This is a genomic window from Pseudomonas sp. CCC4.1, assembly GCF_035019225.1.
GTDB classification, from domain to species: domain Bacteria; phylum Pseudomonadota; class Gammaproteobacteria; order Pseudomonadales; family Pseudomonadaceae; genus Aquipseudomonas; species Aquipseudomonas bubulae.
This window is the reverse complement of sequence record NZ_JASJWL010000002.1, coordinates 155,588-175,275: the sequence shown is the minus strand read 5'-3', so window position 1 is coordinate 175,275 and position 19,688 is coordinate 155,588. Positions and strand designations below refer to the sequence as shown.

Annotated in this window: 18 protein-coding genes; 8 read left to right on the top strand and 10 right to left on the bottom strand. The window is 58.5% G+C overall.

Going from position 1 to position 19,688, the window contains the following annotated elements; translation table 11 throughout:
* The first annotated feature begins 75 nt into the window (after positions 1-75).
* Entirely contained in the window at positions 76-576 is a 501-nt protein-coding gene (locus QN377_RS01855; protein WP_095002144.1) for a universal stress protein, read from the top strand.
* A gap of 113 nt (positions 577-689) precedes the next feature.
* Entirely contained in the window at positions 690-1,664 is a 975-nt protein-coding gene (gene cysB / locus QN377_RS01850) for an HTH-type transcriptional regulator CysB (RefSeq protein ID WP_016780131.1), read from the top strand.
* A 140-nt stretch (positions 1,665-1,804) separates the two neighbouring features.
* On the opposite strand, the gene QN377_RS01845 is transcribed toward cysB, so the two are convergent.
* On the bottom strand, positions 1,805-2,944 hold the full coding sequence (locus tag QN377_RS01845) for a catalase family protein (RefSeq protein WP_095019101.1): 1,140 nt from the start codon (positions 2,942-2,944) through the stop codon (positions 1,805-1,807).
* Positions 2,945-2,987: 43 nt separating this feature from the next.
* A complete protein-coding gene (locus QN377_RS01840) occupies positions 2,988-4,802 on the bottom strand; it encodes a di-heme-cytochrome C peroxidase (protein WP_095019102.1) in 1,815 nt (604 codons plus the stop codon).
* Positions 4,803-5,049: 247 nt separating this feature from the next.
* Between QN377_RS01840 and QN377_RS01835 the strand changes: the two genes are divergently transcribed.
* From QN377_RS01835 to QN377_RS01820, 4 genes are all read left to right on the top strand, one after another.
* The gene (locus QN377_RS01835; protein ID WP_095002141.1) at positions 5,050-5,769 is read left to right on the top strand and encodes an FKBP-type peptidyl-prolyl cis-trans isomerase; all 720 of its coding nucleotides are present in this window, start codon (positions 5,050-5,052) and stop codon (positions 5,767-5,769) included.
* A 415-nt stretch (positions 5,770-6,184) separates the two neighbouring features.
* The gene (locus QN377_RS01830) at positions 6,185-6,526 is read left to right on the top strand and encodes a helix-turn-helix domain-containing protein (protein ID WP_095019103.1); all 342 of its coding nucleotides are present in this window, start codon (positions 6,185-6,187) and stop codon (positions 6,524-6,526) included.
* The gene (locus QN377_RS01825; RefSeq protein WP_095019104.1) at positions 6,523-6,891 is read left to right on the top strand and encodes a hypothetical protein; all 369 of its coding nucleotides are present in this window, start codon (positions 6,523-6,525) and stop codon (positions 6,889-6,891) included. The genes QN377_RS01830 and QN377_RS01825 overlap by 4 nt, the downstream gene beginning before the upstream one ends.
* Positions 6,892-7,335, top strand: coding sequence for a tetratricopeptide repeat protein (locus tag QN377_RS01820; protein WP_095019105.1), 444 nt, complete (start codon positions 6,892-6,894; stop codon positions 7,333-7,335).
* A 55-nt stretch (positions 7,336-7,390) separates the two neighbouring features.
* Here the strand turns inward: QN377_RS01820 and QN377_RS01815 are convergent, their stop codons facing one another.
* The gene (locus tag QN377_RS01815) at positions 7,391-9,472 is read right to left on the bottom strand and encodes a carboxy terminal-processing peptidase (RefSeq protein WP_169916690.1); all 2,082 of its coding nucleotides are present in this window, start codon (positions 9,470-9,472) and stop codon (positions 7,391-7,393) included.
* Between the two features lie 139 nt (positions 9,473-9,611).
* Here QN377_RS01815 and QN377_RS01810 point away from each other — a divergent pair, with 139 nt between their 5' ends.
* Complete coding sequence (locus tag QN377_RS01810; RefSeq protein WP_095002136.1) at positions 9,612-10,574, top strand: NAD(P)H-quinone oxidoreductase; 963 nt, start codon at positions 9,612-9,614, stop codon at positions 10,572-10,574.
* Between the two features lie 399 nt (positions 10,575-10,973).
* On the opposite strand, the gene QN377_RS01805 is transcribed toward QN377_RS01810, so the two are convergent.
* The 6 genes from QN377_RS01805 to QN377_RS01780 all read right to left on the bottom strand — a co-directional run bounded on the left by QN377_RS01805 (position 10,974) and on the right by QN377_RS01780 (position 16,287).
* Positions 10,974-11,627 carry an HAD family hydrolase gene (locus tag QN377_RS01805; RefSeq protein WP_095002135.1) on the bottom strand — a complete coding sequence of 218 codons (654 nt, stop codon included), beginning with the start codon at positions 11,625-11,627 and terminating at the stop codon, positions 10,974-10,976.
* A 34-nt stretch (positions 11,628-11,661) separates the two neighbouring features.
* Positions 11,662-12,651, bottom strand: a complete 990-nt coding sequence (locus tag QN377_RS01800; RefSeq protein WP_095002134.1) for an ABC transporter ATP-binding protein — start codon at positions 12,649-12,651, stop codon at positions 11,662-11,664.
* The gene (locus tag QN377_RS01795; protein ID WP_095002133.1) at positions 12,648-13,448 is read right to left on the bottom strand and encodes an ABC transporter permease; all 801 of its coding nucleotides are present in this window, start codon (positions 13,446-13,448) and stop codon (positions 12,648-12,650) included. The genes QN377_RS01800 and QN377_RS01795 overlap by 4 nt, the downstream gene beginning before the upstream one ends.
* On the bottom strand, positions 13,435-14,271 hold the full coding sequence (locus QN377_RS01790) for an ABC transporter permease (protein ID WP_095019107.1): 837 nt from the start codon (positions 14,269-14,271) through the stop codon (positions 13,435-13,437). Before QN377_RS01790 ends, QN377_RS01795 begins: the two co-directional genes overlap by 14 nt.
* Positions 14,268-15,083 (bottom strand): alkaline phosphatase family protein, encoded by an 816-nt coding sequence (locus QN377_RS01785; RefSeq protein WP_095019108.1) that lies wholly within the window; start codon positions 15,081-15,083, stop codon positions 14,268-14,270. Before QN377_RS01785 ends, QN377_RS01790 begins: the two co-directional genes overlap by 4 nt.
* Before the next feature lie 136 nt (positions 15,084-15,219).
* Positions 15,220-16,287 carry an ABC transporter substrate-binding protein gene (locus QN377_RS01780; protein ID WP_095002130.1) on the bottom strand — a complete coding sequence of 356 codons (1,068 nt, stop codon included), beginning with the start codon at positions 16,285-16,287 and terminating at the stop codon, positions 15,220-15,222.
* Positions 16,288-16,633: 346 nt separating this feature from the next.
* Between QN377_RS01780 and QN377_RS01775 the strand changes: the two genes are divergently transcribed.
* The gene (locus QN377_RS01775) at positions 16,634-17,353 is read left to right on the top strand and encodes a UTRA domain-containing protein (RefSeq protein ID WP_095002129.1); all 720 of its coding nucleotides are present in this window, start codon (positions 16,634-16,636) and stop codon (positions 17,351-17,353) included.
* 110 nt (positions 17,354-17,463) lie between these two features.
* Here the strand turns inward: QN377_RS01775 and QN377_RS01770 are convergent, their stop codons facing one another.
* A complete protein-coding gene (locus QN377_RS01770) occupies positions 17,464-19,623 on the bottom strand; it encodes a mechanosensitive ion channel domain-containing protein (protein WP_323567608.1) in 2,160 nt (719 codons plus the stop codon).
* Positions 19,624-19,688: the final 65 nt, after the last annotated feature.

Here is a 19,688-nt window from a genome sequence, read left to right as displayed (position 1 = left end):
GAGCGGAGCATCGCACTTGTCCCGACGCTGCTAAGCTCAACTTACTTCGTATATTGACGCTGTCGGGAAGGTCGCATGATTCGCTCAATCCTGTACGCCACTGACCTCGGCATTTACGCGCCCGTTGTGATGCAGCATGCGCTTGGAATGGCCCGCAGTTTCAGCGCCGATCTGTTTGTGTTGCATGTGGTTGAGCCCATGGGCCTGTTTGCCGAGTCGGTACTGCAGAGCTATCTCGATGAGCAGGCGTTGAGCGAGCTGCACCAGCAGGGCATGAGCACAATGCTTTCCAATATCGAGTTGCGGGTATTGGAGAGTCTTCGCGAAGAGTTGGCGGGGTGGGAACAGGAACTGGCCTTGATCCGATCGGTCAAGGTTATTCAAGGGGAGCCTTCACACGTCATTCTGGAGCAGTCGCAAAAGCTTTCAGTAGACCTGCTCATACTGGGCAGTCATGCCCAGCCCTCGGGGGGCGAATCGCATTTGGGACGTACGGCCGCCCGAGTTATCGAGCTGGCCAAGATACCGGTGTATCTGGTGCCCCTGATGCAGCGCCGGCGCAGTGCTGATGTGTAAGGCTGATGAATCAATAAAAATGATAAAAAAGTTCTAGATTTCTTATTCCAACCTTCCATATAGTTATATATCGCCGCCGATGCCTTGGCGCCTATCAGCTTTGAGGGATGCATATGAAGCTTCAACAATTGCGCTACATCTGGGAAGTGGCGCACCACGACCTCAACGTTTCGGCCACCGCGCAGAGTCTTTACACCTCACAGCCGGGTATCAGCAAACAGATCCGCCTGCTTGAAGACGAACTGGGCGTCGAGGTGTTTGCCCGCAGCGGCAAACATCTGACTCGCGTCACTCCGGCTGGCGAGCGCATCATCACGACCGCTGGCGAGATCCTGCGCAAGGTCGAAAGCATCAAGCAGATCGCCCAGGAATTCTCCAACGAGAAAAAGGGTACGCTGTCGATTGCCACCACCCACACCCAGGCGCGTTATGCATTGCCGCCGGTGATCAGCAACTTTATCAAGCAGTATCCGGACGTAGCCCTGCATATGCACCAGGGTTCGCCCATGCAGATCGCCGAGATGGCCGCCGATGGCACTGTCGATTTTGCCATTGCCACTGAAGCCCTTGAGCTGTTCGGCGACCTGGTGATGATGCCGTGCTACCGCTGGAATCGCTGCGTCGTGGTGCCTCAGGGTCACCCACTGACCAAACTGCCAAAGCTGACCCTCGAAGCGCTGGCCGAATACCCGATCGTGACCTATGTGTTCGGCTTTACCGGTCGCTCCAAGCTCGACGAGGCGTTCAGCCATCGTGGCCTGACCCCTAAAGTGGTATTTACCGCTGCCGACGCCGACGTGATCAAAACCTATGTGCGTTTGGGCCTGGGTGTTGGCATCGTGGCCAAAATGGCCGTCGACACCAATCTGGATAAAGATCTGGTGGTCCTTGATGCCAGCGAGCTGTTCGAGTCCAGCATCACCAAAATCGGTTTCCGTCGTGGCACTTTCCTGCGCGGATTCATGTGCGACTTTATCGAAAAATTTGCCCCGCACCTCACCCGTGAAGTGATGGCCAAAGCGATTGCCTGCCACAACAAGCAAGAGCTGGAAGAGCTGTTTGAAGGCGTGGAATTGCCGGTTCACTGATTCGCCGGCCCTGTACTACCCCTGTGGGAGCGGGCTTGCCCGCGATGGCATCGACGCGATCTGATTCAAGGATCGCGCCGTCTGCATCGCGAGCAAGCCCGCTCCCACATTTGGTTTGCACCCGTTGTCGAATGAGCGGGTTATTGCTGCTCGGCGTTGCGTGCGTGGCGATAGTCGCTGACCGCGTCATACACCGCCTTGCGCAGGCGGTTGATCCCGCCAATCGGCCGGTGTTCCTCAATGCCATGCCATGGGCTGAACGACAGGTTGTCACAAGCCAGATTCTGGCCTGGTGTGTCAAAGTCCTGGGCTGGCACCTTGACCCGTGCGACGGTTTCAAAGGGCGCGTCCGATTCTTTCCACTCGATGCTGGTGTCTTCGATCGGCATAAAACGATTGGCGTCCTGACGCTGGATCTGCAGCACAAAGCAGGCGGGCACCCGATCCGTTGACAGTTGCTGGTTCAAGGCGTTACGCAAAAAATTGGGCAGCGCCTCATTCTGCTTGGGCAGGCTGTAAGCCGGGCAACTGTCGGGGTCAGGGGCTACGCGGTACTTGGCATTGGCTGTGCCGAACTTGTAGGGCGACACAGAAAAATATGTCGTTTGTGTCGGGCTGGTCGGGGCAGGCGCCAGGGTAGCCAGGGCGATAAACAGATGGCGCACTTGCCAGCTGCGCGGGTCCCAGGACGGGAAAAACGCCAGGACCTTTTTGCCATCAGCCTGCGCGCCGATGTTCTGGCGGTATTCAGCGACATCGCTGACAAAGAAATTGGGATGGTTGAACATCACAAAGTCCTGCTCGGTGCGCCCTTGCTGGCCTGGCATCAGTTGAGTGCCGGGCACGTCCTGCAACTTGATGGCCATGCCGCGGGCATCGCGAATGCTGTCAAACTGTGGGTAGGCGTTGCCATTGGACAGGCGCATCACCGCTTGCCAGGTTTTGCCCGGCGTGGCAAACACACCCTGGCGCAGCGCCGGGTCGAGGTCGGCTAGTACCTCGACTTCGGCCTTGACGCAGCCGTGGGCCTTGGCATGGGCATCGCGCAAGTAGCGGGTGTTTTCGCGGTGCTGGTCGACGATGCGGATTGCGGTCTGGATGGTGTCCCGGGTCATGGCGGCTTCACCGTCCGGGATCTGCTCGCGCGCCGAAACCGGCCCGCGATGTTGCCAGGCGTACCAGCCGGAGGCCAGCGCCCAACCGAGCAAGCCCAGGGCAACGAGCAGTAAAAGCAGCTTGCCCAGCCATTTGCCGAGTCGAAGCCAGAAAGTGGTCAGCATGCAAACATCCTTTTAGCGATTTTTTTCAGATGACGGAGATCTTTCATGGCTGTGGCAATTCCTGCTCGAGAGGGCCGCCGAGCACTTTCAGGTACTCCAGCAATGCCCAGCGTTCTTCGGGTTGCAGCAGCCGCCCGATGACCCCGTTGCCGCGAGGGCCGGCGCGGAACTCGTGACCGCTGTTGTGGTTGCCGCTGATGCGGGTATCGAGTACAAAACCGCCGTCAAAGGCCTCGGTGCGATAGCCCAGGTGGCGCGGGTCATATTCAAAACTGCCGCGATAAAAGGTCTGATCACGCTCGGCCTGAGGCGAGAGCAATTGGTACACCGTAGGCACCGAACCATTGTGCAGGAAGGGTGCTGTGGCCCAGATCCCGTCCAGCGGCCGCGCCTTGTAGGCACGCACCTCCAATACGCCGATCGGCAAGCCAAAGCCGTTGAGGCGATCCTGTTCTTCGGGGCCGATATTGGCATCGTGATAGGCACGCTTTTCAACAAAGGCGGTGACATAGGCCAGGCCCTTGGCCACAGACAGCTTGCTCATGTCCAGAGGTGCGTCGGTCCTGGGGTACAGGTCGACGTTCATCCTGGCCAGCTCCTCTGCGTCCCATTGCAGCGCACTGAGGTCGTAGCGGTTGTCGGCGATATTATTGGCGGTATTGGGGTCGGTACCGATCACTTCCACAGGCAGCAACTTGAGTTGCTTGACCATCCGCCCGTTTTCTTCAACTTCAGGCGGCACATGGCAACCGGCGCAGTTTTCGCTGAACAGGGTTCGACCCTTGGCCGCCAGTGGGCGGTCAATTTTACCGAACAGCGCTTCAGGCCAGACCGGTGGTTTGAGCTTTTGCAGGGTTTCTTCGATCAGGTGCAGATCGTTGACGCGAACACTGGACGGATAACGGGCATCGCCCTGCAGGGGTTGGCCATGTTTGTCGAAAAAGTTCAGGATCGCGCCCACGCCAAGCGCCTCACCGATGTTGCGTGCCATCGGCTGCTTGGCTGACCCGTTCCACTGCACCCAGTCGAAGGTCCACATGTCCCACAGATGCGGATAGTCTACCGGGGCATTGGCCACGCGATAGTTGTCGGGGGAAATAGCGTCGCCGAAACTGGCGTTGGCGATCCGGCCGAAGGCATCGGTACGGCCCGGGCCTTCGAGTGTCGGATAAAGGCCGCGATGGGTATCGTTCCAGGCCACGCCAAGGAAGGTGTCCAGGGATACCTTGAAGTCCTTGCGCAGTTGCTGGTGCTGCGCATCATATTGATCGCCCAGTACGGTGCGGGCGAATCGTTCGAATTTCCACGGGTTGTAGTAGGTCGCTGCGAGGCTGGCGACCAGCGCCTGGCCGAAGCTGCCGCCGCGCAGGGTTGGCACGCTCGATGGCAGCACATGCTGTGCCGGAGCCCCGTCAATGCGCACCGCCTGGCCTTTGAAACGCAATTCGCCGGTGTGGCAGGCCGCGCAGGTGATATCCAGATACTCCACGTTGCTGCCGGGGTTCTGGTGGCGGGTAAAGCCTACTGGCAGGTTACCCGGGTTGGCAGCACTGGCCTGCTGCTTGGGGTCCACCAGAAAGCCGAAGCGCGCCAGGTACTCGGGGGCCGCGAAGGGTTGTTTGGAAAACGGCAGCTCCAGGGCGCTGAACCAGTCGTAATGCAGGCCTTTAACCTGAGTGCCCTGGGGGGTGTAGTAGTAGGTCTGGCGCTCAGCAGGACTCCACTGATCCAGGTAGTGCAGTTGCTGCACAGGCTGGTAGGCTGGCAGTTTTGGATTGGCGACAAAATAGATCACCAGGCCAAGGCCCATGGCTACAGCCACCAGCAGCCCCAGCAGAACACGGTAAAACAGACGCACAGTAACGCTCCTTGTAAAAATAATTACAGCCTTATGCCTCAGCTGCGGTCAGGCATCAAGAGAGCAGGGGGGTGCATTGCCGGGTTTACCGATGTGTTAACAAAAGTTGCGGCTAAAATGAATTGTTATTAATGCATGAACTTATCCACCAATTGCCTCTCTTATGCCGGTAGCCATTGGTCGCGGCCGCCTGATAAGCTCGCGGCTTTATTCGATTGCCCATTTGGCGCATGAACAAGGAAATAGCATGAAACAGCATCGGTTGGCGGCAGCTGTGGCCCTGGTAAGCCTGGTACTGGCGGGTTGTGATTCGCAGACCAGCGTAGAGCTGAAAACTCCGGCGCAAAAAGCCTCGTACGGCATTGGCCTGAACATGGGCAAGAGCCTGGCTCAAGAAGGCATGGATGATCTGGATTCCAAGGCCGTAGCCCAGGGCATCGAAGATGCCGTCGGCAAAAAAGAGCAAAAGCTCAAGGATGACGAACTGATCGAAGCGTTCGCAGCCCTGCAAAAACGTGCCGAAGAACGTCTGACCAAAATGAGTGAAGAAGCCTCTGCGGCAGGCAAAAAATTCCTCGAAGAAAATGGCAAGAAGGCCGGTGTTGTCACTACCGCTTCCGGCTTGCAGTACGAAGTTATCAAGAAAGCCGATGGCCCTCAGCCAAAAGCTACCGACGTAGTCACTGTTCACTACGAAGGCAAACTGATCGACGGCAAGGTGTTCGACAGCTCGGTTGAGCGCGGCAGCCCGATTGATCTGCCGGTTAGCGGCGTGATCCCGGGTTGGGTTGAAGGCCTGCAACTGATGCACGTTGGCGAGAAGTACAAGCTGTATATCCCTAGCGAACTGGCTTACGGCGCGCAAAGCCCGAGCCCGGCTATCCCGGCCAATTCGGTGCTGGTATTCGACCTGGAGCTGCTGGGCATCAAAGACCCTGCAAAACCGGCACAAGACGCTGCCCAGTAAGCAGCTTCTGGTACAGGCAACGCCCCGTCTCGACGGGGCGTTGTCGTTTATGTAGTCCACCTTTTGTTTCTGTAGGCTTTGTCCTGCAGTATTTTCAATACCCATAAGTTCTTTTGGCTAGTAGTTGCTGACTGCCAAGTCAATGAATTTATGGGTTTTTTTATGTGTGTAAAAAATGCCCGATCTGAGTACAGCCCTTATGGGACGGGCCTTTCAGGGTTGAAAAACAGCTCTGTTCACAAGGTTATCCACAATTTGTGTGGATAACATTTTCAGCAAATGACGGCTTTTTCGGTTCTTTTCACAAATTATTCACTTTTGAGTGAAAACCCCAGAGACCTTCGCGGCTGATAGGATTAAGCTCAAAGGGAAAGTTCTGACTCGATTTACGAAAAAAGTCTGACGGGGTTTAGTAATGGATCTTCAAATCATCAAGCGTAATGGTGAGCCTGAATACGCCGTTCTTTCATGGGAGAGTTATCAGGCACTGCTCAAGGCTGCTGGAGTCCAGGAGCCAGTTGCCGAGCCTGACAAGGATCTGCAGCCACCGGCACCCGAGCAGGTGCACCCCGGACTCGATCAGTTGCGTCACTTGCGCGAGAACAAGGGCCTGGCCCTTGAGGTGCTGGCACGCACGGTAGGCATTAGTCCGTCATATCTGGGAATGATCGAAACCGGCGAGCGTCTGCCAGACCTCGCTATCCGTCGCAGCTTGGCCTGGGAGCTTGGTATCGCAGGCTGGAGGGAAGCATCATGAACGTGCGCATCAGTCGTCAACACTGGGATGGGTTGTTGGCTGAACTCGATCAGGCGCGTCGACAGCGCCACTTGCTGACTTACCGTGCATTACTGGAACGGTTGCAATTGCCGAGCCCCGCCATGTTGACCCTCACCGCCGCACTTGAACATCTGGCGGCGATGGATGCCAAGGCCGATCAGCCAATGCGCAGTTCGTTGGTGATCAGCCAGGGTGCAAGCCGTCTGCCACGTACCGGTTTTTTCGAATGCGTGGAGCGCCTCGGGCGTTTCCCCGGCCCGCCGGACGGGATTGCCGCTGCGTCCTGGCATGCCTCAGAGGTGGTGCGGGTGTTCGAGTATGTTTACGAGCACGAGGAGGCTTGAGTGCTCTGGCGGCTCAAGGCGCGCCTGAGTTACTGGCTGGCGCGCAAGTTGTTTCACTGGCCATGGTGTGTCCGTCAGCCGCGTATCTGGCGCTGGATGGAGGGCCAGTTCGCACGCATGGCCAACCTCGGCAGCACCAGTGCCCAAAGTTTCTACGGCCATATCCTGGCCTTTCGCGGTCAAGGGATGGGCGCCAGGGAGGAGGGGGTGCGTTTGTTGCGTCTGGCGGCACTCAGTGGTGACGCCAAGGCAGCCTACCAGGTAGGCGTTTTCAGCCTGGCAGGGACGCTGAGCAAGACGCCTGACGCTGCCGAGGCTGCACGCTGGTGGACGATGGCGGCAAAAGCCGGGCACCCGCTGGCAGGGCACAAGCTGGCGGTGCTGTATCAACAGGGTGGCCCGGGGTTGATGGCTGACCCGCAGATGGCCAGGCTTTACCGTTAGCCAATAAAAAGGGCGGCCCGCATCATGCGGGCCGCCCTTTTTTTACCTGCCTGACTTACTTCTTGGCCACCTGTGAGGTGAGCTTGAGGTAGTCCAGCAGAATCCGCCCGGTTTCACTCAGATAGGCGTCATCTTCCGGCTTGGTCTTTTCAGGCTCGACCGGCAGTGCATCTTCGTCTTCTTTCTTCATTTCCTTGAGCGGCGCTTCGCCCTTGGCCTGGCGGCGGGCGTTTTCCATCACCAACTGCTTGGCATCGATATCGGCGTGCTGGGCGCGACGCTCGGCTTCGTTGAGGCTGACGGTCTTTTCGGCCATCAGCTTCTCGGCCAGGGCCAGTTTGTCCCGGATAAAGATGAACTCGGCATCCTTGGCCACCCGGGCTTCGTGCTCGGCCTTGAGCTTGTCGATATAAGGCTTGAACGGGTCGACGGCGGGCTTGATCGCAGGACGGATAGTGTCCCACGGCATGGCTTCGGGCAGTGCGCTTTCGCCGATTTCCTTGGTGTCGATAATCGACGGGAAGGCGACGTCAGGCAGAACGCCCTGATGCTGGGTGCTCTGGCCGGAAACCCGGTAGAACTTGGCCAGGGTCAGTTTCAGCTCACCGTGATTCAGCGGCTGGATGGTTTGCACCGTGCCCTTGCCGAACGTCTGGCCGCCGATAATCAGCGCGCGGTGGTAGTCCTGCATGGCACCGGCGAAGATCTCCGAAGCCGAAGCCGACAGGCGGTTGACCAGCAATGCCATCGGGCCTTTGTAGAACGCCCCCGGGTTTTCGTCTTCAAGCACGTCGACCTTGCCGTCTGCATTACGCACCAGCACGGTCGGGCCCTTGTCGATAAACAGACTGGTCAGTTCGGTGGCTTCCTGCAACGAGCCGCCACCGTTGTTGCGCAGGTCGATAATCACGCCATCGACTTTTTCTTTCTGCAACTCGGTCAGCAGTTTTTTAACGTCACGGGTGGTGCTCTTGTAGTTCGGGTCGCCAGCACGGAACGCCTTGAAGTCCAGGTAGAACGCCGGAATTTCAATCACGCCCAGCTTGTAGTTCTTGCCATCCTGCTTGAGGTTGAGGATCGACTTTTTCGCCGCCTGCTCTTCAAGCTTCACCGCTTCACGGGTGATGGACACGATCTTGCTGGTCTGGTCATTGGGTGCGTTGCTCGCCGGAATCACTTCCAGGCGCACCACGGAGCCTTTAGGGCCACGAATCAGCTTGACCACTTCATCCAGACGCCAGCCGATCACGTCGACCATCTCTTTGTCGCCCTGGGCAACGCCGATGATCTTGTCGGCCGGTGCGACCTGCTTGGTTTTATCGGCCGGGCCTGCCGGCACCAGACGGACAATTTTTACCTGGTCGTTATCGCTCTGCAACACGGCGCCAATGCCTTCCAGCGACAGGCTCATATTGATATCGAAGTTTTCCGCGTTATCTGGCGACAGATAGTTGGTGTGCGGATCGTAAGACATGGCGAAGGTGTTGATATACGCCTGGAAGATGTCTTCGCTGCGGGTCTGGTCAAGGCGCGACAATTGATTCTTGTAGCGCTTGGTCAACAGTTCCTGGATTTTCGCAGGCTCTTTGCCGGCGATTTTCAGACGCAGGACTTCATCCTTGATGCGTTTGCGCCACAGGTTGTTGAGTTCGGCTTCGGTCTTGAGCCATGGAGCGTCCTTGCGGTCGATCTCCAGGGTTTCCTTGGCATTGAAGTCCAGCGAGTCAACGCCCTTGTTCAACTCGGCAAGCGCAAAGTCCAGGCGCGATTTGACGCGATCCAGATAGCGTTTGTAGATAATGAAACCGGGGTTCAGATCGCCGCTTTTGAGGAAGTCGTCAAACTGGAATTTCCATTTGTCGAATTCGGCAATATCGCTGGCCAGAAAGTAACTGCGCGAAGGGTCGAGCAGCTTCAGATAGCTGTCATAGATGATTGCCGAGCGGGCATCATCCAGTGGCGGCTTGCTGTAATGATGGCGCTTGAGCAGCTCAACAACGTTAAGACTGGCAATTACCTCATCACGATCGGGCTGAAGGTTATCCCAACTGTTAGCGGCGAACGTATTGGCCGAAAACGGCAAAACGCCTAGGCCAATGAATAGGGCAAGTGCGGTGCTAGGGAATAAATGCTTCATGCTGATTCGACGCGGGGGCAATTGATAACGCATATTAGGCCGTCTTTGAAGTCGCCGGTTCCATCAAGGACCGGTCGCATAATGCAAAAAGCCCGGTGCAACAGCTCCGGGCTCAGTCCAGACTCACTATGGAGGCACTGTGAAAGCATTGCAAGGCGTTGAAGGTCAAGTGAAGTGGGTTGAAGAGCCAAGCCCCACCTGTGATGTAGGGCAAATCCGTATTCGTGTGGCGGCAGCCGGACTCAATCGGGCCGATCTGTTACAAAGCGCCGGACTCTATCCGCCGCCGCCGGGGGCCAGTGAGGTATTGGGCCTGGAGTGTTCAGGTGTGGTCAGCGAAGTAGGGCCAGGGTCGTCCTGGCAAGTGGGTGATCGCGTCTGTGCCTTGCTGGCCGGGGGTGGCATGGCCGAGGAAGTGGTGGTTGATGCCCGTCATGCACTGCCGGTGCCTGAAGGTTTGTCGCTGCTGGAGGCTGCGGCATTGCCCGAGGTGTACAGCACGGCATGGCTGAACCTGTTTCAACTGGCCGCGCTCAAGCCGGGCGAAAAAGTATTGCTGCACGCGGGGGCAAGTGGTGTTGGTTCAGCGGCCATTCAGCTGTGCAAAGCCTTTGGCAGCCCGTGCTGGGTGAGCGTGGGCTCGGCCGAGCGCCTGGCTTACTGCCAGGCGCTGGGTGCCCAGGGTGGCGTGGTGCGTACCGAGGGGCTGGACAGTCTCAAGGCGCTGGGGCCTTTCGACGTGGTGCTGGACCCTGTGGGGGCCAACTATGCCGAATCCAACCTCAAACTGCTGGCCCAGGACGGGCGCTGGGTGTTGATTGGCCTGATGGGCGGGCGCAAGGCCGAGCTGGATCTGGCGCTGGTCCTGGGCAAGCGTATTCAGTTGCTGGGCTCGACCCTGCGCAGCCGCAGCGATCAGTTCAAGGCGGATTTGCTCAGTGATCTGGGGCAGCAGGTATGGCCATTGTTTACCGAAGGCCGCCTGAGTCCGCAACTGGCCAAGACCTTCCCGATTGAGGACGCGCAGGCAGCGTTTGCCGAACTGGCCAGCAACCAGGTGTCGGGCAAGCTGGTGCTGGTGATCGACAGCAGCTTAACCTGATCCTCTGTGGGAGCTGGCTTGCCTGCGATACAGGCGATAGGGTCTGGCAGGCAAATCGCGGTGATGCCATCGCGAGCAAGCCCGCTCCCACAGTTTCAGGGCGGCGTTTGCCGAGAGCTGGCCAGCATCAGGCCTTAAGGGCGCCACAAAACCTGTGGGAGCTGGCTTGCCTGCGATGCAGGCGATAGGGTCTGGCAGGTCAATCGCGGTGATGCCATCGCGAGCAAGCCCGCTCCCACAGTTTCAGGGCGGCGTTTGCCGAGAGCTGGCCGGCATCAGGCCTTGAGGGCGCCACAAAACCTGTGGGAGCTGGCTTGCCTGCGATACAGGCGATAGGGTCTGGCAGGCAAATCGCGGTGATGCCATCGCAAGCAAGCCCGCTCCCACAGTTTCAGGGGGTCATTTCCAGTGATGAATCGGCCACCCGGCCTTTTCAGCCTGTTCGCGCAGCACCGGGTCCGGGTTTACCACATGGGGGTGATCGACCTTGAGCAGCAGCGGCAAGTCGTTGCGCGAATCGGAGTAAAAGCTCGCGCCTTCCAGGTTTTCTTCCTGCTCATCCAGCCACTCCAGCAGGCGCGTAATCTTGCCTTCGCGGTAAGTCAAAGTGCCCACCGTGTGCCCGGTATAAAAGCCGTGAGCCACTTCCAGCTCAATGCCCAGCACTTCATCGATACCCAGGCGCTCGGCAATGGGTTTGACCAGGTGGGTGCCCGAGGCCGAAATGACCAGGATCCGGTCGCCCGCCTTGCGGTGCGCGGCAATGGTTCTGGTTGCGTCACTGAAGATGATCGGTTCGATATAGTCTTCAACCCAGGGCTCGACCAGGTGCGCGACTTCTTCGGGGCTGCGGCCGATCAGCGGCTCCAGGCTGAAAGCCATATAGTCTTCCATGGCCAGCTCGCCCCGGCTGTAGGCGGCCATCAGTTCGTTGTTGCGCTGCATGAACGACACCGGGTCGACCCAGCCCAGGCGGCCCATCTGCTCGCTCCAGAGGGTGGCGCAGTCGCCATGAATCAGGGTTTCGTCCAGATCAAAAATTGCCAGGGCCATCAGCGCAACTCTCTCTTCAGTGAATTCAGGAACATCAGGCTACCTCACAAAGGGTGCTCGAATCGATGGATAGCGCAACGGCTTGGCCGTCCGGGTACAAATCGCCGGGCGCACGGTTGAGTACGTCGACGATCAATTGCACGCCACGCACCTCGACGCGATAGCGGATCACGTTACCCAACAAGCTGTGGCTGAGAATCACCCCGTCCGGCTCACCCTGCACACTCAACCCCAGGGTTTCCGGGCGAATGGCGATGCGGCTGCTGACCGGGCGCTGCAACAGGCGGCTGGCAGTTTGCGCGTCCAGCAGGTTGTAGTTGCCGATAAAACCTGCGGCGAAGGCATCTGCCGGGGCTGCATAGAGGGTCTGAGCATTGCCGCTCTGCACGATATGACCCTTGTTCATCAGAAAAATGCGGTCGCTCATCACCAGTGCTTCTTCCTGATCGTGGGTCACGAAGATAGTGGTCAGGCCCAGCTCGCGCTGGATGGTGCGGATCTGCTCGCGCAAGTGCTTGCGAATTCGCGCATCCAGCGCCGACAGCGGCTCATCCAGCAGCAGCAGGCGCGGACGCGTCACCAGTGAGCGGGCCAGGGCCACACGTTGGCACTGACCACCGGACAACTGGTGCGGATAGCGCTTGGCGAAGTCATTCAGCTCCACCAGTTGCAAGGCTTCGGCCACGCGTTTGTGGCTGTCATCGGCCTTGACCTTCTGCATGCGCAGGCCGAAGGCCACGTTTTGTTCGACAGTCATGTTGGGGAACAGCGCATAACTCTGAAACACCATGCCGATGCCACGTTTTTGCGGGCTCACTGGCACGATGTCCTGGCCATCGAGCAGGATCTTACCGCCATCTACCGGCGTCAACCCGGCGATACAGCGCAGCAGCGTGGACTTGCCGCAACCGGACGGACCGAGCAGGGTGACGAATTCACCCTTGGCGATGCTGCAGTTGATATCACTGAATACCGGGGTGCCGGAATAGGATTTTTGCAGGTGTTCAACGCTGACGAAGCTCATTGGCTTTTGTCCTTGTTCAGGAAGGTGGCAACCCAGGTCAGCACCAGTACAAAGAGGAAATAGGATATGACCAGCGCGCTGGTGAAGTGGCCGCTGCTGTTGCGCATATTGTTCAGGAATACCTGCAAGGTCTCGTAGCGGGTGCCGACCAGGATATTGGCGAACACAAACTCGCCAAACAGGAACGAGAATGACAGCAGCAGGGCTACCATCAGGCCTTTACGCAAATTGGGCAGCACCACCAAAAATGCCGCCTGCCAGGTGCTGGCACCCAGCAGTTGGGCCGCGTCCATCAAGTCGCGCAGGTTGATCGCCTGCAAGTTGTTGGTGATCGCGCGGTACATGAACGGCAGTGCGACGGTGAAATAACAGCCGATCAGGATCCACGGCGTACCGACCATTTGCAGCGGGCCGGAACCATAGAGTTGCAGCAAGCCTACCGATGACACCACCGGCGGCACGGCGAAGGGCAGCAGGATCAGGATGTTCATCAGCGCATCCAGCTTGGGGAAGTGGTAATGCACCACAAACAGTAGCGGCAGGATCAGCACCACGGACAGCACCAGTGCGGCGACGCAGACCAGCAGCGACTGGCCGAAGGCCTTGAGGAAGCGCGGGTCGCTCCACAGCTGGTCATACCACTTGAAGGTAAAACCGCTGGGTAACACCGTGGCTGACCAACTGCTGGCGATCGAGTAGATAAACGTGCCCAGCAGCGGTAGCAACAAAATCAGAAACAGCAGCCAGACCACACTGCGGTGGTACAGGCTGGCGGAAGTGGTTTCAGCGCGCGACATGGTAGCTCCTCTTTAACAGCCACTGATGCACCAGGGTTACCAGGGTCATCAGCCCCACCAGGATCACGGCCAGGGCGCTGGCCATGTTCGGGTCCAGGCTGATATCGCCTGACACCATCGCGGCAATGCGGATGGGCAGCACGTTGAAGTTGCCGGTGGTCAAGGCATACACCGTGGCATAGGCCCCCAGGGCGTTGGCCAGCAGGATAACGAAGGTGCCGAGCAGTGCCGGGGTCAGTACCGGCAGGCCGATAAACCGCCAGAACTGCCAGCTGTTGGCGCCCAGCAGGGAGGCCGATTCGCGCCAGTCCTCGCGCAGGGCATCGAAGGCAGGGTAAAGCAGCAGTACGCCGAGGGGGATCTGGAAGTAGGTGTACAGGATGATCAGGCCGGTTTTCGAGTAGAGGTTAAAATCCTCGATGATCCCTGCCTGTTTGAGCATGATCGTGATACTGCCGTTAAAGCCCAGCAAAATGATGAATGCGAAGGCCAGCGGTACGCCGGAGAAGTTGCTGGTCATGTTGGCGAATGCGTTGACGAAATTGCGCAGCCGCGAATCCACCTTGCGCAGCGAATAGCTGCCCAGTATGGCAATGATGATGCCGAACAGGCTGGACCAGAAACTGATCTCCAGGCTGTGTTGGATGGCCTGCAGATAGAATTTAGAGTTGAAGATCTTGATGAAGTTGGCCAGGCCCCAGCCACTTTCTTCCGATTGCACACTGTGGATCAGCACCCACACCAGCGGGGCGATCTGAAATACGATAAAAAATACCGCGAAGGGCACCAGGCACAGGACTGCAAGCCATTTGCCCCGGGTCATGGCGCGGGCCTCAGCAGCTCGCGGCACAGCGGTTTGTCGTGAGCTACGCCAAGCAACTCGCAGATCGTGCCGCACAACTCGAGCTGTTTTGGCATGACATCCGGGTTCAGGCTGAACGCATCGCCCAGCACAAACAGTGGCACTTCACGCTCTTCGGGCAGCAAGCCGTTATGGGAGCGATCGTTGTTCATGCCGTGGTCAGCAGTGACCAGAACTTGGTAGCCGGCCTGCAGCCAGCCTTGCAGATAGTCGGCCAGGATAATGTCGGCCGAACGCGCACTGTTGCGGTATTGCGCGGTATCGAGGCCGTGTTTGTGTCCGGCATCGTCGATATTCATGGGGTGGACCAGTAAAAAATTCGGCTTGTGTGCCACCCGCAGGCTTTCTGCGTCGGCGAACAGGTGGGAGTCAGGGTAATGATCACTCCAGTAGAAATGCCCGTATTGGATTGGTAAGTCCCCAGCCAGGGTATGGCGATCCCGGGCAATCACGAATGGCGAGCGGTTATAGAGCTCACTGATCCAGTGATAGGCCGCTGCCGCTGTGCTCAACCCGGCATCGCGAGCGTAATGGAACACGCTGCGCTGGTTGGACAGGCGCGAGACATTATTGTGGACAATGCCGCTTTCAATCGGCGGCACGCCGGTGAGGATGCACTCGTAGAGCGGGCGCGACAGGGCTGGCAACTCGCAGGTGAGCTTGTACAGTGCGGCCCGTTCTGCACTGACATAGGCCTGCAGATGGCCCATGGCAAGGCGGGCGACCTCAAAGTTCAAGCCGTCGAGCACTACCAGAATGACGTTGTGTTTCATGTAAGACTCCGCTGGCGCAGCGCAAAAGCTGTTGTTGGAGCGGGCTTGCTCGCGATGGGTACAACCCGGCACATCAGATGGATCGAGTCGATGGCATCGCGAGCAAGCCCGCTCCCACGCAGATCAAGGCGCAGGGTTACTGCATATTGATGATGACTTCTTCCTGCCACAGCTGCGGCAAGGCCTTGGAGGTCTTTTCCCAGGCGTCGGCGTCTTTGATCGGGGTGACATTTTTGTACTGGTCGTTGGACAGCAGCTTGGCCTGCACGTCAGCCGGCAGCTTCAGGTGCTCGGCACGAATCGGCCGTGCATTGCCCCGCGCCAGGTTGGTTTGCCCGGCATCGCTGAAGATGAATTCGCGAGTCAGCTTGGCGGCGTTCGGGTGTTTGGCGTATTTGTTGATGATGGTGGTGTAGCCCGAGATCACCGAACCGTCGGACGGGATCAGCACCACATAGTCATCCGGGTTGGCCATTTTGGCTTTGTAGCTCAAGCCGTTGAAATCCCAGACCACGCCGACTTCCACTTCACCTTTCTCCATCGTGGCGATGGTCGGGTTGGCCAGTGACAGGCGGCCTTGCTTGGCGATGTCGGCAAACATCAACAGGGCCGGTTGCACGTTCTTTTCATCGCCGCCATTGGCAATGGCTGCAGCCAGCACGCCATTGGTGGCCTGGGCCGCGGTGCTGACATCACCGATCGAGACCTTGTATTTACCCGACTTCAGGTCAGCCCATTTGGTCGGCACTTCAGAGCCGTGCAGCAGCTTCTTGTTGACGATAAACGCAATGGTGCCGGTGTAGGCCAGAGCCCAGTTGCCGTCTTTATCCTTGGCCCAGTCCGGGATCTGTTCCCAGGTGGTTGGCTTGTACGGCTGGGTTACGCCTTTGGCCACGGCAATCGGGCCAAAGGCGGCGCCCACGTCACCGATGTCGGCACTGGCGTTGTCTTTTTCCGCGGCAAACTTGGCCACTTCCTGGGCCGAACTCATATCAGTGTCGATGTGCTTGAGGCCGTAGAGCTTGTTCAGATCGGCCCAAGTGCCTTTCCAGTTGGCCCAGTCATCGGGCATGCCGACGCTGTTGACCGTGCCTTCAGCCTTTGCTGCGGCTTCCAGGGCTTTTAAATCGACATCGGCGGCCATGGCCGATGTGCACAGGGCAATGCTTGAACCTAACAGTGATGCGAGGAAAAACTGTTTCATCCGAAGCTCCTTGGGCGTTTTCAACGCTGGGTTTTATTGCTCTTTTGCGGTGGGTTGGTCTAGGTCAGCAATACCTGAGCCAATTTAAGCCCGGCAGATGACACTTTAATGTCGGCATTGGTTGTGCAAGGCATATCGCCAGCCAGCGTGTGTGTTCCGGCTAAGCGTAGACCATCGGGAAGGCCCCGGCTGGCAAGGGGTTTGGCGCATTTTGACGGGTATATGAGCGCCCTCTTGTCATCGAACAGTCATATGTTCTGCCTAGGCTGACAGGTTCAGGGAGTGACCGTTTGACGGCCATGTTTGCCCACTTTTGGTGCTGGACTAGTCCAGCCAGGTAACGTTGATGCGAGAAGGTGCACCCAAGGCGGTAACAGCGATAAGTCGCACGCTGCAAGAGCAGATTGAGCACGGTCTACTGGCGGGAGGCAGTCAGCTGCCGGCCGAGCGCAAACTCAGCGAGTTATTCGCCACCACCCGCGTCACCGTGCGCGAAGCGTTGTTACAGCTTGAATCCCTGGGGCTGGTGTATCGGGAGGAGCGGCGCGGCTGGTTTATTTCGCCGCCGCGTCTGGCGTACAACCTGATGCAGCGCAGCCACTTTCATGCCATGGTCACGGCCCAGGGGCGAGTGCCAACCACCGAGGTGATCTCGGCGCGCCTGCTGCCGGCCACGGCTGCGGTGTGTGAGCGCTTGCAGTTACCAGCGTTATCCAGCGTGATCCAGATCTGCCGGGGCCGGCGGATTGACGGGCGGCTGGTGCTGTATGTGGAGCACTACCTGAATCCGCAGTACTTCCCGCAGATCCTTGACCTTGATCTGACGCAGTCGATTACTGAGCTGTATGCCCGGCATTACGATTTGCATTACGGCCGGGTGCGTTTTGAGATTGTGCCTACGGCGCTGCCGGTAGAGGCTGCAGCGACGCTCAAGGTATCAACCGGCAGCCCGGGTTTGCGCATTGCGCGGGTCAATTACGACCAGCACGAACGGCTGATCGACTGTGATCTGGAGTATTGGCGACATGATGCGATTCATGTCGGGGTGGATGTGCAGGAGCGTTGAACAAACCTGCTTTTGTGGGAGCGAGCCTGCTCGCGATGCATACTGCGCGGTCTGTCAGGAGAGCCGGGCCGATATCATCGCGAGCAGGCTCGCTCCCACAAGTTTTTGGCTCAATCCTTTTGCAGGATACCGCTGCCCGCTGTTACCACCTGCACACTCAAGCGCGGGGTGGCCAGGTCCAGCCCGGCCTCATCCAGGTGACGCTTGAGCGACAGGTTGAACGCCCGCGACACTTCCCATTGCTTGATCGGTGCTGTCTTGAAGCGGGCACGCAAAATGGCGCTGCCGGATTCGAAGCTCTCGACCCCCTGAATCTCCAGCGGCGACCAGATATTGCGCCGCTGCAGCGGGTCGGTGCGCATCTTTTGCCCGACTTCACGCATCAGCTTGATGGCGTCGTCGATTTCCATGTTGTAGGGGATGGCGACGCGGAAGATGGCGTAGCCAAATTCCCGGGAGTAGTTTTTGATGCTTTTGATTTCACTGAACGGGATGGTATGCACGATGCCGTCGATATCGCGCAGGCGCACGGTACGAATGGTCAGCCCTTCAACCGTGCCCAGATGCCCGCCGACATCGACGTAGTCGTCGATGGCCAGGGAATCTTCGATAATGATAAACAGGCCCGTGATCAGGTCGGCAACCAGTGACTGAGCACCAAAACCGATGGCCAGACCGATTACGCCGGCACCCGCAAGCAGGGGGGTGACGTTCATGCCCATATTGGCCAGGGCGACGATCAGCGCAATGATGAAGATCGCGGCAAACAGGATGTTGCGAATCAGCGGCATCATGGTTTGCGCGCGGGCATTGGCCAGGCCCTTGCGCGAGCGGGTCAGGGCATGGTGGATGGCGGTGTCGGCGAGAATCCAGATCAGCCAGGCAAACAGCAGCGTACCGCCAAGGCCGAACAGCTTGACGCTGATCTCGTGACCCTCACCCTCGGTAAAGCCGATCAGCGACATACCCCACACCCGCAGCCCCAGCTCGATAAACACCAGCCACACAATCAGGTGGGCCAGGGTGTAGACGAAACTTTTCAGGCGCTCGGAATACAGCGCATGGCGCTTGTGGCCACGTTGCGGCTTTTGCGCATGACGGCGCACCAGCCCGTTGATCACCATGCACAACACCACCAGCACGGTACAGATCAGCGACTGGCGCAGCGCGGTGCTGGTGTCGCCTGCCGAGATAAACGTGGCCGCCAGCGAGATGCCCACCAGAATCAGCGCCGCGACATACCAGTAAGTGCCGAGGATCTCGATGCTGTCGCTCAGGGCGCGACGGGTCAGGCGGCGCGACAGGGGTTGATTGCGGATCAAGTGGGCGATAGGGCGGCGGAAACGGATGATAAACAGGCCGGTGGACAGCGCCGCCATCACATTGGCAAAGGTCGCCGCGGTATGCGCCAGGTGAACCCCGAGGGTGGCCACCAGCCGCGGATCGCTCAGTGCTTCGCCAAAGGCTGCGAAGCTGCCGATCCACCACAGCGGGCGAAATGCCTGGTGCCGCAGGATATGCAGGGCGCGGTGCCGGTGGGGGCCATCGAGCAGCGAGAAAAGGATCACGCAGATGGCCGAGAAACAGGTGCCAATAACCAGCGCGTACGCCAGCACCATTGCCAGGTCCTTGCCCAGCGAAGACGGCAGGGAGTAACTCATGTACACCGTGATCATCAGCGCGACCATCCACGGCCCCAGCTTGCGCAAGGCAAAGCGCAGCATGTCGACGGCCTTGGGGTGTTGCGGCAATTCCTCGCTCAGGCCAAATCGCAATCGCACCCGGTGGCTGACCCAGATCAGCAGGGCGGCCAGCAGGCTCCAGATCATGATGACCAGGGCAAAGCCAAAAATGATCGGCAGCCATTCATTGGCTGGCAGCATCAATGCAGAAAGTTCTTCCTTGGCCTGGGAGATTTCCTTGGTCCAGCGATAGGTTGGACTGTCATCGCCGGAAAACTGCTTTTCGAGATCAGCCAGGGTGCTGCCGATCAACCCCAGAACGCCTATCTCGGCTTCGGGCTGGGCTTTTTTGGTGGCATCGCGAAGTTTTTTCAGGTCGGCCAACAGCTTGCTGCGCTGCTGATCGTTTTCGAGGTTCTTGATCACCTCGTCCAGCGATTGGCCCAGTGGCTCGGTAGGTTGTGCCTGGATTTTGTCCGAACTGCCCAGCATGCCCGGCAAACCGACGGCCTGCGCAGAGGTCATGGGCAAGAGCGTCAGCAGGCAAACCAGCAGGAAACAGGGCAGGGCGACAAGACGGGAAAACACTGGGCGATCAACCTCGAGGGGGAGCGAATTGGCCGAGTGTACGCTAGGCCCCGTGATCATTCATT

What these genes read in the sequence shown, in the direction of transcription:
- QN377_RS01775 (WP_095002129.1), top strand. Translation starts at nt 16,634, where the DNA reads ATGCGAGAAGGTGCACCCAAGGCGGTAACAGCGATAAGTCGCACGCTG.
- QN377_RS01790 (WP_095019107.1), bottom strand. Translation starts at nt 14,271, where the DNA reads ATGACCCGGGGCAAATGGCTTGCAGTCCTGTGCCTGGTGCCCTTCGCG.
- QN377_RS01795 (WP_095002133.1), bottom strand. Translation starts at nt 13,448, where the DNA reads ATGTCGCGCGCTGAAACCACTTCCGCCAGCCTGTACCACCGCAGTGTG.
- QN377_RS01835 (WP_095002141.1), top strand. Translation starts at nt 5,050, where the DNA reads ATGAAACAGCATCGGTTGGCGGCAGCTGTGGCCCTGGTAAGCCTGGTA.
- QN377_RS01830 (WP_095019103.1), top strand. Translation starts at nt 6,185, where the DNA reads ATGGATCTTCAAATCATCAAGCGTAATGGTGAGCCTGAATACGCCGTT.
- QN377_RS01825 (WP_095019104.1), top strand. Translation starts at nt 6,523, where the DNA reads ATGAACGTGCGCATCAGTCGTCAACACTGGGATGGGTTGTTGGCTGAA.
- QN377_RS01785 (WP_095019108.1), bottom strand. Translation starts at nt 15,083, where the DNA reads ATGAAACACAACGTCATTCTGGTAGTGCTCGACGGCTTGAACTTTGAG.
- QN377_RS01780 (WP_095002130.1), bottom strand. Translation starts at nt 16,287, where the DNA reads ATGAAACAGTTTTTCCTCGCATCACTGTTAGGTTCAAGCATTGCCCTG.
- cysB (WP_016780131.1), top strand. Translation starts at nt 690, where the DNA reads ATGAAGCTTCAACAATTGCGCTACATCTGGGAAGTGGCGCACCACGAC.
- QN377_RS01800 (WP_095002134.1), bottom strand. Translation starts at nt 12,651, where the DNA reads ATGAGCTTCGTCAGCGTTGAACACCTGCAAAAATCCTATTCCGGCACC.
- QN377_RS01805 (WP_095002135.1), bottom strand. Translation starts at nt 11,627, where the DNA reads ATGGCCCTGGCAATTTTTGATCTGGACGAAACCCTGATTCATGGCGAC.
- QN377_RS01845 (WP_095019101.1), bottom strand. Translation starts at nt 2,944, where the DNA reads ATGCTGACCACTTTCTGGCTTCGACTCGGCAAATGGCTGGGCAAGCTG.
- QN377_RS01855 (WP_095002144.1), top strand. Translation starts at nt 76, where the DNA reads ATGATTCGCTCAATCCTGTACGCCACTGACCTCGGCATTTACGCGCCC.
- QN377_RS01815 (WP_169916690.1), bottom strand. Translation starts at nt 9,472, where the DNA reads ATGAAGCATTTATTCCCTAGCACCGCACTTGCCCTATTCATTGGCCTA.